Below are 14,011 nucleotides of genomic sequence, written 5' to 3'. Positions count from 1 at the left end.
ATGCCTTATTATCGAAGAATTAATATTTAACATTATAAATAAGGAAAGCAGGGGGATTCATGAAAAAAGGGAAAAAACAACTAAGTTATCATCTTATGATGGTACCCGGTATGATATTTTTACTCATATTTAGCTTTATTCCTATGTTTGGTATAATAATGGCTTTTCAAGAATATTTACCGGCAAAAGGAATACTAGGCTCTAAGTGGGTTGGACTTGATAATTTTAAATATATGCTTCAAATACCAGATAGTATGAATATTTTAAGAAATACATTAATTATTGCCATAGGAAAAATTATTTTAAGTACCATAATACCAATTACATTTGCATTACTTTTAAATGAAATAAGAAAAAAATGGGCTAAAAAAACAATTCAAACTATTGTATATTTACCACACTTTCTATCATGGGCAGTTTTAGCTGTAGTAGTAGCTAATATTTTCTCTTTTGATGGTCCGGTTAATGCATTCCTTAAAATGTTTGGATATCAACCAACATTATTTCTAGCAAGTAATACATGGTTTAGACCCATATTAATAGGAACAGATGTGTGGAAAGAATTCGGTTATGGATCAATTGTATACTTGGCGGCATTAACTGGTATTGATTCTGGGTTATATGAAGCAGCTTCTATGGATGGAGCTAATAGATTTAAACAACTGATACATGTAACATTGCCTGGAATAATGCCTATAATTATGTTAATGACAGCAATGAATTTAGGAAATATTTTAAATGCTGGTTTTGATCAAGTATTTAATTTATATAATCCAATTGTTTATCAAACAGCAGATATTATTGATACATATGTATATCGTGTAGGTTTAGTTGGAATGCAATATAGTTTTGCAACAGCAGTAGGACTATTAAAATCAGTTGTAGGATGTATATTATTATTGTCAGCAAACAAATTATCTCAAAAGCTTGCTAATATGCAGATTTTCTAAGGAGGAATAATTATGTTAAAGTCAAAAAGTTTCGGAAGCAGGTTTGCTGATGTTTGCATATGGAGTGTTATATTATTACTTACAGCAGCTTGTTTATTTCCACTTGTAAATATGGTCGCTATTTCTTTTAGTAATAAATCAGCAGCAGCAGGAAATTTGGTAGGATTGCTTCCAGTTGGTTTTACTTTGGACTCGTATAAGACACTATTGAAAGAAAGTCAATTTTGGCGCTCTTTTGGTATTTCTGTATTAAGAGTTGTTTTAGGAACAGCATTAAATTTGATACTGGTGGTATTAATGGCATACCCATTGTCTAAAAGTAAACGAGAGTTTCACTCAAGAAATATCTATATGAATTTTATGATATTTGCAATGTTGTTTTCAGGTGGTCTTGTTCCAATATTTATTACAGTAAAAAACTTACATTTACTAGATACTATTTGGGCATTAATTTTGCCAGGGGCTGTACCAATATTTAATGTAATTTTGTTAATGAATTTTTTTAAAAGTATTCCAAAATCATTAGAAGAGGCAGCAGAATTAGAAGGATGTAGTAAATGGCAAATATTATTTAAAATCTATATTCCAATATCACTTCCAGCATTAGCAACAATCTCATTATTTAGTATTGTAGGACACTGGAATGATTTTTTTAGTGGATTGCTATATATAAATAAAGCAGCAAATTATCCATTACAAACTTATATACAACAATTAACAGTAGATATTACAAAAGTAACAAATCCGGCACAACTACAAAGTATTGCCGATATTTCTAATAAAACACTAAATTCGGCCAAAATTGTTATATCAACTATTCCATTATTAGTTATTTACCCATTCTTACAAAAGTATTTTGTTACAGGAATGGTTGTGGGATCTGTTAAGGAATAGAGTATATCAAGAATTATTTTTAAAATGAATCTAATAATTCGGAGTTTTATAGATTAATAGTTTCCATGTGATAAAAATTTTTGAGATAAGTCATTGAAGTTAAGAGATGGAGAAAGGAAATAATATAATGAAGGAGATATATAAAATTGATACAAGTCCCTCGTGTAATAATAAAAATGTTGTAGAAGGAGATAAGTATAGGTTTACTGTGCTGACTCCTCAAATGATAAGGTTAGAATATAATGATAATGGATTATTTGAGAATAGACCGACCCAGAAAGTAATAAATAGAAATTTTGAAGTACAAGACTTTAAGGTAATTGATGAGGATGATAATTTAGAAATAATAACTGACTGTATTCATTTAATTTATGACAAGAAGAAGTTTTCCCAAAATGGACTAACTATAATGGTAAGAGGGAATATAAGCAATTATCATAGCATTTGGCATTATAGCGAAGAAATTAAGGATTTAAAAGGTACAGCAAGAACTTTGGATGGGGCTAACGGTGCAATTCCTTTAGAAAGAGGTTTAATCTCAAAAGATGGATTTTCTATTATAGATGATAGTGAATCTTTAATTTTAAAAGAAGATGGATGGATTGAAACAAGAGAAAAAAATATAACAGATATTTATTTTTTAGGATATGGTAGAGATTATCTTAAGTGCTTAAAAGACTTTTTTAAATTATGCGGAAATACTCCATTTCTTCCTAAATATGCATTAGGAAATTGGTGGAGCAGATATCATAAATATACTGAAGATGAGTACAAAGAATTAATAGAAAGATTTAAAAGAGAGAAAATACCATTTTCGGTAGCTGTAATTGATATGGATTGGCATCTGGTAGATATCGATCCTAAGTATGGTAGTGGATGGAGCGGATATACCTGGAATAAAGAGTTATTTCCAGATCCAAAAGAATTTATGGAATGGCTCCATGAAAATGGATTAAGGGTTACATTAAATGTCCATCCGGCTGATGGAATAAGAGCTCATGAAGAAATGTATATTGAGATGGCTAAATACTTAGATATAGATTATTTGAGTGAAAAAAATATTAAATTCGATATTTCAGATCCAAAATTTTTGGAGGCTTATTTTAAGTATGCTCATCACCCAAATGAAGAAAATGGAGTGGATTTTTGGTGGATTGATTGGCAGCAAGGCAATAATTCAAAGATAGAAGGTCTTGATCCATTGTGGATGCTTAATCATTATCATTTTTTGGATAATAAACGTAGTGGAAAGCGACCGCTTACTTTTTCTAGATATGCAGGAATAGGAAGTCATAGATATCCTGTTGGATTTTCGGGAGATAGTATTATAACTTGGGAGTCTTTGGATTTTCAGCCTTACTTTACAGCCAATGCATCTAATGCAGGATATGGATGGTGGAGCCATGATATTGGAGGACATATGCTTGGTATAAAAGATGATGAAATGGCATTAAGATGGCTTCAATTTGGTGTATTTTCTCCAATTATGAGGCTGCATAGTTCTTCAAGTGTCTTTAATGGAAAGGAACCTTGGAGGTACAACTCCATTGTTCATGAAACCATGAATGAATTTTTAAGATTTCGACACAGTTTAATACCATATATTTATACAATGAATAGAATTTTTAGTGAAGATGGAATTCCCTTAATACAACCTATGTATTATCATAATCCTGAAAATAATGAAGCTTATGAAGTTCCAAATCAATACTATTTTGGGTCAGAATTAATTGCATGTCCAATAACACATCCAATAAATAAGAAAATTGGCAGAGGAAAAGTAAAGGTATGGCTGCCAGATGGAATTTATATAGATATATTTAATGGAATGATTTACTCTGGAAATAGAAATATTAACTTATATAGAGATATTAAAAAAATACCAGTCCTTGCAAAAGCAGGAGCAATTATTCCAATGATAGATATGAAGAATTGTTACAATCAGATAGATAATCCAAAAGATATTGAAATAAGAATTTTTGCAGGGAATAATGGTACATTTACAATGTATGAGGATGATGGTCAGAGTTTAGAATATTTAAAAGGAAAATATGCGGAAACAGAAATGAGCCTGGAATGGGGAGAATCTATTATTAGATTTATAATAAAGCCTATAAAAGGAGAAAGTTCCATTGTTCCAAAAGAGAGAAATTATGTTCTTAAATATATAGGCTTTAATGATTGTGAAGAAATAACAGTTACATCAAATAATAAAGAAGCAGCATATGAAAAAGAATATAATAATTTAATGAATATGATTGTTATAAAAAGTAATGAAATAAACTCACTTGAGGGCTTAGTTGTTGAATTTAAAGGAAAGTCTCAATTAAGCTGCAATAATATTACTAAACATATATTTGACTTTTTAAATGAAGCACAAATAGAATTTGAAATAAAAGATAAAATTTATAATATCATAAATTCACATGAAACTTCAGTTAAAATTATAGGAGCTTTACAAACATTGGAATTAGATAAAGATTTATTTGGTGCAATTTGTGAGATTATTTTAGCTTATTAACTATATTAAGATGATTTTATTAATAAATAAAAGTATTTCAATTGGAGGTAATTATGAATAAAGAATGGTGGAAAGAAAGTGTAGTTTATCAAGTGTATCCAAGGAGTTTTAATGATTCAAATGGAGATGGCATTGGGGATTTAAGGGGGATAATAGAAAAGTTAGATTATTTAAAAGAATTAGGTATCGATGTGATTTGGCTATCTCCAGTATATAAATCACCAAATGATGATAATGGATATGATATAAGTGATTATGAAGATATAATGGATGATTTTGGAACAATGGAAGATATGGATGAGCTTATTAAAGAAGGAAATAAGAGAGGCATAAAAATCCTTATGGATTTAGTTGTTAATCATACTTCTGATGAACATAAATGGTTTATTGAATCTAAAAAATCAAAAGATAATTCATATAGAGATTATTATATTTGGAGAGATTCAGTAAATGGAGAAGAACCTAATGATTTAAGATCAACATTTAGTGGTAGTGCATGGCAATATGATGAGATTACAGGACAATATTATTTACATTTATTTAGTAAAAAACAACCAGATTTAAATTGGGAAAATGAAGAAATGCGAAATAAAGTTTACGATATGATGAATTTTTGGATTGATAAAGGTATTGGTGGATTCAGAATGGATGTTATTGAACTTATAGGTAAAATTCCAGATGAAAAGATAAAAGAAAATGGTCCAAAGCTTCATAGATATATAAAAGAAATGAATAAAAAAACATTTGGAGATAAGAATTTATTAACTGTTGGGGAAGCTTGGTGCTCTAATCCAGAAATAGCAAAACAGTATTCAAATCCAGATGGCAGCGAGCTTAGTATGATATTCCAATTTGAGCACATTTTATTAGATCAAGAACCAGGTAAAGAAAAATGGGATTTGAAGCCATTAGAACTGTTAGATTTAAAAAAAGCATTATCCAGATGGCAAATAGAATTAGAAGGAGCAGGCTGGAACAGTTTATTTTGGAATAATCATGATGTACCAAGAATAGTTTCAAGATGGGGAAATGATAAAGAATATAGAGTAGAAAGTGCAAAAATGCTTGCTACATTATTGCATGGAATGAAGGGAACTCCTTATATATATCAAGGGGAAGAACTTGGTATGACAAATATAAGATTTGAAGATTTAAGTGATTATAAAGATATAGAAACTATTAATATGTACAATGAAAGAAGAAAGCAAGGCTATAAGCATGAAGATATAATGAATTCCATATATGCAAAAGGTAGAGATAATGCACGTACACCAATTCAATGGGATGATAGCAAAAATGCAGGTTTTACAACAGGAGAGCCTTGGATAAAAGTAAATCCTAATTATAAAGAAATAAATGCTAAAGCACAACTAAATGATGAAAATTCTATATTTAATTATTATAGAAAGCTAATTAAAATTAGAAAAACAAATCCAGTAGTTGTGTATGGAAAATATGAATTGATTTTAGAAGAAAATAAAGAAATATTTGCATATACAAGAACTTTAGAAAATGAAAAGTTAGTAGTTATTTGTAATTTTACAGGTACTAAGACGAAGTTTGCTTTTGAGGATGAAATCGAGTTTAACTCTAAGGAACTTTTAATTTCGAATTATGATGTAGATACAAATAATTCCATAAATAATATAGATCTTAGACCTTATGAATCAAGAATTTATAAACTTACATTAAAGTAAAAAATATAACCTTAACTGACTTATTGTAAGCAGTTGAAATTAAGCAAGGTTATTATCATAGAAGGAGTAGTCCAAATGAAAGAGTATATATTCGGCGTAGATATTGGAGGGACAACCGTTAAGCTTGGTTTATTTGAAGTTGAAGGGAAGTTATTAGAGAAGTGGGAGATTGAAACAAGAAAAGAGAATGAGGGAAAATATATTCTGGAGGATATTGTAGAAACATTAGAAAATAAGCTTAAGGAAAAGAAAATTTTAAAGGATAATGTATTAGGCGTGGGAATTGGTGTGCCTGGGCCAGTTAAAGATGAAGGAATAGTACTTAAATGTGTGAATATCGGCTGGGAAATCTTTAACATAGTAGACGAAGTAAATAAATTAATAAAATTGCCTGTTAGGGCTGGAAATGATGCTAATGTTGCGGCACTTGGAGAAATATGGAAAGGTGGAGGAAAAGGTTATAAAAATATTGTAATGGTAACATTGGGAACTGGAGTTGGTGGTGGAATTGTTATTGATGGCAAGATAATATCTGGGTCTCAGGGAGCAGGCGGTGAAATTGGTCATATTAAAGTTTCTGATAATGAGGAAGAATGTTGCAGCTGTGGAAATAAAGGATGCTTAGAACAATATGCTTCCGCAACAGGAATTGTTAAGTTAGCCAATAAAGCGTTAACCACTACTAAAATAAAATCTAAATTGAGAGAATTTGAATGTTTATCAGCAAAAGATATTTTTGATTCGGCAAAAGACGGAGATGAATTAGCATTAACGTTAGTAGATGACTTTAGTGCTAACTTAGGTAAAGCTTTAGCAAACATTGCATGTGTTATTAATCCAGAAGCATTTGTTATCGGTGGAGGTATATCTAAAAATGGGGATATTCTAATTAAAAATATCATGAAGCATTTTAAAGATAATGCATTTCATGCAGTAAGAAATACTAAATTTGAACTTGCAAGGTTAGGGAATGATGCAGGAATATATGGAGCCGCAAAACTAATTTACAAATATTAAATGATTTTATGCTAATAAGGCATTATCAAAAAAATAATAAGTCAATCCGCCTGTCTATTTTCCATCGTCGTAGGAAACTCGACTTGCATACGCTCGCTGAGTACTCACAGAGTAAGCGACCATCATTAAATCATAGATTCGAGATGTCTGCTTAAGCGATTCACACAGAATCATAGATTGCACTGTGTGAAAGTTCGAGAACCCAAATGTGAAATTTGGACTTGTTATTTTTTTCATATGCCTAGATTAAATAATATAGGATTATTTCAATTCACTTGTAAACGATTAATACTTATTCACTTATAAATAAGGGAGGTAATATTGTGATTAAAAGAACTAATAAAATAATAGCACTAATTATGTGTGCAACAACTGCCTCAACATTAGATTCACCAATAAAAGTATTTGCAGATGATACATTACAGGATAAAGATGGAAGCTTTTATAATGCTGTTGCTTATTCAAATAACAAATATTTATATGATGGTTATAGAGGAAGTAGTGGAGATGAAAAAGCAACATATTATAACAACGGTAAATACACAGAATTAGAGGAGGTAGATGCTTCTGATGAAGCCATAAAATATGGAAGTACAGATGTACAAGTAGATAATGATGGAGTTGAAGAATTATTTAATTTGCAAAAAGGACAGTTTGAAGGTGAAAGTATAAAGGATCAGGAATCACTTATTAAAAACAAACTAATAAGCAAATTAAAAGGTACGAAAAGATACGGAAGTGATGTAGAAAATTACCTTAATTTAGATAAACAAATTGTTACTAATAAAAGTAGTTTTCAGGATGTATGGTATGAATATACAGCAGATTATAATGGCCAAGATATAAAATATGTAACAACAATCGATGTTTCAGCAAAATCAAATGATGATTGGGATAATATTACATTAAAGAAGGGAAGTGGAGTAACTTCAAGCTTTGGAGATAGTTATCAGTTTTGGTTTTCAGTAACAACAAATGATGCTGGTAATAAAGAAAGTGATGGACAGCCCAAAACGTATAATGGAGATGTACAAGCAGCATCAACATATATAGCTGGGAGAATAAAAGATTATTGTGGGTATGATGCAGAAGTTATACAAGAAAATGGAAGATGGGTAATTCAATTAGTATCTGATCAAAAATTAGATGGGGATGTAATAACAGGACATAATGGTGATATTTCAGTATCAACAGAAGAAGTGCCTTCAAGTCATATAAAATATGTAGATGATGGCGGAAATGATGGAAATATAGGAGGAAATACTAATAATACAGGAGGAACTAATACAACTGGTGCCGCAGTAACTCCGGGGGGAACCACTGATAATACAGGGGGAACTACTGGAAGTGATACTGATACAATTACTCAATATATAACAACAATTAATATAAATGCACAAACAGCACATGAGTGGAAAAATATTACATTAAAAGCAGGTGATGGTATAACATCAGACTTTGGCAGCAGTTATCAGTTTTGGTTCTCAATAACAGATAATGATGTTAATAATAAAGAAAGTGATGGACAGCCCAAAACATACAATGGAGATGTACAAGCAGCAACAGAATATATAGCTGAAAGAATAAAAGATTATTGCGGATATGATGCTAAAGTTGTTCAAGAAAATGGAAAACCAGTTATTCAAATAATATCTAATGCAAAATTAGATGAAAGTGTAATACTAGGATATGATGATAATATTTCAGTAACAACAAAAACGCAACAAGTAAGTTCTACATCAACTACAACTGGTGCTGCGGTAACTCCAGGAGGAACTGCTGATAACACAGGAGGAACTACCGGAAGTGATACAATTACTCAATATACAACAACAATTGATATAAATGCACAAACAGCACATGACTGGAGAAACATTACACTAAAAAAAGGCGATGGTATAACATCAGACTTTGGTGGCAGTTATCAATTTTGGTTTTCAATAACAGATAATGACCCTAATAATAAAGAAAGTGACGGACAACCAAAAACATATAATGGAGATGTACAAGCAGCAACAGAATATATAGCTGAAAGAATAAAAGATTATTGTGGATATTATGCTCAAGTTGTTCAAGAAAATGGAAAACCAGTTATTCAAATAATATCTAATACAAAATTGGATGAAAGTGTGATACTAGGATATGATGATAATATTTCAGTAAAGACAACAACACAACAAGTAAATTCTACATCAACTACAACTGGTGCTGCAGTAAATATAACTGGAGGAACTACTAATATTACTGGATCTGCGGGAATTTTACAACAAAGTTTTCCTGATGTTGAAAGTGTTATTGTAGATAATACAAAAGAACCAGTGTATTATGGCGTTGTAAATGATGAAGGAAAATATATGGATATATCGGTGTTTGCTAATATTAAACTTGGATATACAGTTAACGGCAAGACTAAAACAGTTTCCATAGAAAAGTTCGGGAAAAAATATGGTGATGAAAATATTGCAGCTAATTTAAACAGCTTGGAGGTATTGGCGCAAGATTCAAATTATATTTATGCTGAAATTAACGTAAAATTTACTTCAGATAGTGACATAAGCATATTGTATCCAGATGGTACAAACAGCAAAAACTATATCCTAAGGTTCTCTAAGGCTTTAGGAGAAAAAGTTGATGATGCATATACTCCGAAAGAAGCTATTGCATATGAAATGAATTCAGAATCAGATTTTCAATCTTGGCTTCAACCTAAAGTTAGTGATGACTGGTATAACTTGGATGTATTTGCTAAAGACGGGCAATTATATACTGTAAGATTCAACAAAAACAGTCCTAAGAATACTAACGAGATACAATGTCAGGAAATAGCATTTAAATCTTCGGTAGATACTGCTTACAATATTAATAGAAATTCTATAACTAAGGTTAATGACCCATCTGTTCAAACAAGAATGACACATAAAAAAATAGAAACCACAGATCCAGAACAAATTAGAAATTTAATGAAACCATATTATTCAATAGATTCGGAAGGAAATTTATGGGTACTTGGATTGCAAAAAATATATGAATTTAACGGTGGAGGATTTAGTGAAAAATATACAGTTGATTCAGGTATAAATAGTCTGGATGTATATAACAAAGATAATATAGTTGCGTGGGAAGATAGTAACGGTGATGATGACAGTATTTATGTAACCAATATTAATGAATATATAAATGATAATGCTAATCAAGCAAATAGTGCAAATGGTGATACAGATAGTAACGCAGATAATAATTCAGTTTCCAATAATAAAGTTGAAAATAGTAATGGTTGGGTTAAAACAAAATTGGGATGGGAATTTTTTGATGAATCAGGAAAACAAGTTAAAGATTCTTGGATTAAAGTAAATGATAAATGGTATTTAATTAATAAAGATGGAGTTATGCAAACCGGTTGGACCAATATAAATGAAACCTGGTACTACTTACAATCTGATGGAAGTATGGCAACAGGTTGGACCAAATCTGGTGATGATTGGTATTACTTACAATCTAATGGAAGCATGGCAACAGGTTGGTCAAATATAGATGGAAGTCATTATTATCTAAAAAAATCAGGAGAACTATCTGTAGGATGGGTTTATGATACTGGAAATTGGTATCATTTTGGCACAGATGGAGAAATGATTACAGGATGGTTAAAATATAACAAGAAATGGTACTATTTTGATGAAGATGGAAGAATGCTATCAAATACAACTATAAATGGCTACAATCTTGGAAGTGATGGTGCTTTAAGCAATTAATTAAAAAGGAAGGAAAAGTTATGAATAATTCAAGAAAAAAATTAAAGGTTTTATGGAGTATAGCGCTTATGGCAACTACAATTATATCAAATATACCTAGTATTGCATATGGGGACAGTAATTTTGTCAAAATTCCAATAGTAAATACTTCTGAAAAAGGAGCATTTAATCAGAAGCTCTTATTATATGATGTTTCAACAGATAAATCAATGTATAATCCAGGCTCAAATGTAATAGTAAACATAGAATTGGCTAATTACACAGGAAATAAAATATCAAATGGAACTATAGAATTATCAGTAAAACATCTAGATACACAAATTGGAGATACAATAACACAAAGTTTTTCAATTGAAGATGGTGAAGATCAGCAATTGTCTTTGAACTGGACAGCACCTAAGGAGGATTATAAAGGATATTTACTTGAAATTATGTGTAAAGATTCTGACGGGAAAGTTATAGAATCATCATCAACAGCTGTAGATGTATCATCAAATTGGCTTAAGTTTCCTAGATATGGGTATTTAACAAGGTATGGAAATGATGTAAATACAAAAGATGTAATAGACCAATTAAAAAAATTTCATTTAAATGGATTACAATACTACGATTGGCAGAACAAACATGATGATCCTATAGCAAAAGATGGCTCAAATGTTGCAGACAAGTGGCAGGATTTATCAAAACATGATGTATATAAGTCAACAATAGAGGGGTATATAAATAATGGTCATGAAGCAGGAATTGCATCAATGGAATATAATTTAATATATGGAGCATATAAAGGCTACGAAGCTTATGGTGCAAAGAAAGAATGGGGATTGTTCACTGATCCAAGTGGAATTAATTCACCACAATGGATTATGAAAATGCCTGATGGCTGGGAATCAGATCTTTATTTTATGGATCCATCAAACAAGGATTGGCAAAATTACATTTTTGGAAGAGAAAAAGAAGTTTTTGATGCATTCAATTTTGATGGATGGCATATGGATACTGTAGGTGATTTTGGGACAATGTATAAATCAGATGGAACACCAGTATCAATTACAACTACATTTAAAGATTTTTTAGATTCAGCTAAAGAGGCATTTCCTAATAAATATATATTGATGAATCCAGTTGGAGGTAAGGGACATGAACAAGTAAATAGTAGTAAAGTGGATGGTGCATATACAGAAGTTTGGCCATGGGACGGTACTGCAACATATAATTCACTAAAAGGTGTTGTTGATCAAACAAGGACTGAGACAAACGGAAGATCATTAATAGTACCGGCATATATGAATTATAATGTAGGAGACAAGCATAGTGAAGAGAAACCAGGAACATTTAATACTACATCAGTATTATTAACAGGCGCTTCAGTATTTGCAGCAGGTGGATCTAGGCTTGAGTTAGGTGACGATACAAGAATGCTTACTAAAGAGTACTTCCCCAATAGAAATGTTGTTATGAATGATGAGTTAAAAGCAAGAGAAAGAAAATATTATGACTTTATAGTTGCATATGAAAATTTATTAAGAGATGGGCAAATAAATACTAATAACGACATTGAAGTTGATGGATATGAAAGTAGTAATGTAGGAGAAGCAAATAAGATATGGACATATGGTAAAAAAGATGAGAATTATGATGTTATTCAAATGATAAATCTTTTAGGAGTTTATGATAATACCTGGAGAGCTGCTGATGGAATCAAATCTACACCAGCTAAAATACAAAACTTTAAAGTTAAATATTATGTAACACAAGATGTTCAAAGTGTTTTATTGGCATCACCTGATGCTAATGATTGTAAATCACAAAATTTACAATTTACAAAAGGAAGTGATGAAAAAGGAAATTATATAGAATTTACGGTACCATCATTAGAATATTGGAATATGATCTATCTAAAGAAATTAAAGAATGATAATATTGATAAAAATAATGATGCAATAGGTATTCCGGGTAAATTAACTAATCCGGGTTTTGAAGATGGATTAATGGGATGGAATATATCAGGAGGCAGTTATGGTATAGATTCAACAGATTCGGCATCAGGAAATAATAAGTTATTTTTCTATGATAAAAAACCTTATATTGAGAAGCTTGACCAAACAGTATCAGGATTAAAAAATGGAAAATATACAGTAACAGCTATGGTAAAACAAAATACAGGCGTTCCAGATTATGCAGCTATGGAATTAACATCAGGTAATGATACTGAAAAAGTTAATATTAAACATTCTGATGACTATGAGAAAATAGAAGGAACTGTAGAGGTTACAGATGGAAAGTTAAATATAGCATTTAATTATAAATCAAGTGTGAATGGCGAGGTTAATTTACAAATCGATGATATTCAATTATTAGATGAAAATGAAAATGTTGTATCAAAAGAAGCTAAAGTTCTTAAACCAGGTGATGAAGGATATATGGTTTATATACCTGAATCGGTTGGAAAAATAACAAATGGAGGTTTTGAATCAGGTGATGCAACAGGCTGGGCAGCTCTTAATAAAGATGGATTTGGAGTTAATCAGGATGATGCCTATGATGGAAATTACAAATGTTATTTCTGGGCACAAGGAAAACAATCATTACAACAAAAGGTAACTGAGTTGCCTAATGGAAGTTATACAGTAAAAGCAATGGTTAAACAAAATACTGGAACTCCTACATCATCTAAATTAGAATTATCTGGATTTGGAGGAGATACAGCTTCAGTTAAAATTCCTCATGGAGATTCATATGCTGAAATATCTGGGCAGGTTAATGTTACCAATGGTACTTTAATAATTTCATTTATGCAAGATAGTACAGATATGACAAATCTGGAAATTGATAATGTTGAATTGATAGCAAATTAAGGCATATGAAAGAAAATAACAAGCCAAAATATGCCGAGGATATTTGGACTTGTTATTTTTTTGATAATGCCTAAAGTATGTGAATATTAGAAATTGTTAGGGAACAATAAAAGAGACATAGCAATAATTAGTGTGAAAAATAAACTTTTTTACAGCTGAGAGAATATTGCTATGTTTCTGTTATTTATGTAGGTTTTGTTAATTAAGGCACAATCAAAAAAATAACAGACCAGTATGTTTGCCTATTTCGTGCCATACTGCGTCAGCAAATCCTACTAATAGGCCCTGCTATGAGCAGGATTTGCTTCCTTGCCTGACACGAAATATA

At 30.7% G+C, this 14,011-nt stretch carries 7 protein-coding genes; all 7 read left to right on the top strand.

Annotation, left to right across the window (positions count from 1 at the left end; all coding sequences use genetic code 11):
• Positions 1 to 59 precede the first annotated feature (59 nt).
• The 7 genes from CDLVIII_RS26330 to CDLVIII_RS26300 all read left to right on the top strand — a co-directional run bounded on the left by CDLVIII_RS26330 (position 60) and on the right by CDLVIII_RS26300 (position 13,683).
• Positions 60 to 950: an ABC transporter permease subunit gene (locus tag CDLVIII_RS26330; RefSeq protein ID WP_009172543.1), complete on the top strand. Its 891-nt coding sequence runs from the start codon at positions 60 to 62 to the stop codon at positions 948 to 950.
• A gap of 12 nt (positions 951 to 962) precedes the next feature.
• Positions 963 to 1,844, top strand: a complete 882-nt coding sequence (locus tag CDLVIII_RS26325) for a carbohydrate ABC transporter permease (RefSeq protein ID WP_009172542.1) — start codon at positions 963 to 965, stop codon at positions 1,842 to 1,844.
• A 127-nt stretch (positions 1,845 to 1,971) separates the two neighbouring features.
• Entirely contained in the window at positions 1,972 to 4,365 is a 2,394-nt protein-coding gene (locus CDLVIII_RS26320) for a glycoside hydrolase family 31 protein (protein ID WP_009172541.1), read from the top strand.
• Positions 4,366 to 4,418: 53 nt separating this feature from the next.
• Positions 4,419 to 6,062, top strand: coding sequence for an alpha-glucosidase (locus CDLVIII_RS26315; protein WP_009172540.1), 1,644 nt, complete (start codon positions 4,419 to 4,421; stop codon positions 6,060 to 6,062).
• A 75-nt stretch (positions 6,063 to 6,137) separates the two neighbouring features.
• The gene (locus tag CDLVIII_RS26310; protein ID WP_009172539.1) at positions 6,138 to 7,079 is read left to right on the top strand and encodes an ROK family glucokinase; all 942 of its coding nucleotides are present in this window, start codon (positions 6,138 to 6,140) and stop codon (positions 7,077 to 7,079) included.
• 323 nt (positions 7,080 to 7,402) lie between these two features.
• Entirely contained in the window at positions 7,403 to 10,828 is a 3,426-nt protein-coding gene (locus tag CDLVIII_RS26305; RefSeq protein WP_009172538.1) for an N-acetylmuramoyl-L-alanine amidase family protein, read from the top strand.
• Positions 10,829 to 10,848: 20 nt separating this feature from the next.
• Positions 10,849 to 13,683 (top strand): glycoside hydrolase family 66 protein, encoded by a 2,835-nt coding sequence (locus CDLVIII_RS26300; protein ID WP_009172537.1) that lies wholly within the window; start codon positions 10,849 to 10,851, stop codon positions 13,681 to 13,683.
• Positions 13,684 to 14,011 lie beyond the last annotated feature (328 nt).

Origin of the sequence: Clostridium sp. DL-VIII (assembly GCF_000230835.1) — a bacterium.
In the GTDB taxonomy this organism is placed as follows: Bacteria; Bacillota; Clostridia; order Clostridiales; family Clostridiaceae; genus Clostridium.
This window is presented reverse-complemented; position numbering and strand designations above follow the sequence as displayed.

What these genes read in the sequence shown, in the direction of transcription:
- CDLVIII_RS26330 (WP_009172543.1), top strand. Translation starts at nt 60, where the DNA reads ATGAAAAAAGGGAAAAAACAACTAAGTTATCATCTTATGATGGTACCC.
- CDLVIII_RS26325 (WP_009172542.1), top strand. Translation starts at nt 963, where the DNA reads ATGTTAAAGTCAAAAAGTTTCGGAAGCAGGTTTGCTGATGTTTGCATA.
- CDLVIII_RS26320 (WP_009172541.1), top strand. Translation starts at nt 1,972, where the DNA reads ATGAAGGAGATATATAAAATTGATACAAGTCCCTCGTGTAATAATAAA.
- CDLVIII_RS26315 (WP_009172540.1), top strand. Translation starts at nt 4,419, where the DNA reads ATGAATAAAGAATGGTGGAAAGAAAGTGTAGTTTATCAAGTGTATCCA.
- CDLVIII_RS26310 (WP_009172539.1), top strand. Translation starts at nt 6,138, where the DNA reads ATGAAAGAGTATATATTCGGCGTAGATATTGGAGGGACAACCGTTAAG.
- CDLVIII_RS26300 (WP_009172537.1), top strand. Translation starts at nt 10,849, where the DNA reads ATGAATAATTCAAGAAAAAAATTAAAGGTTTTATGGAGTATAGCGCTT.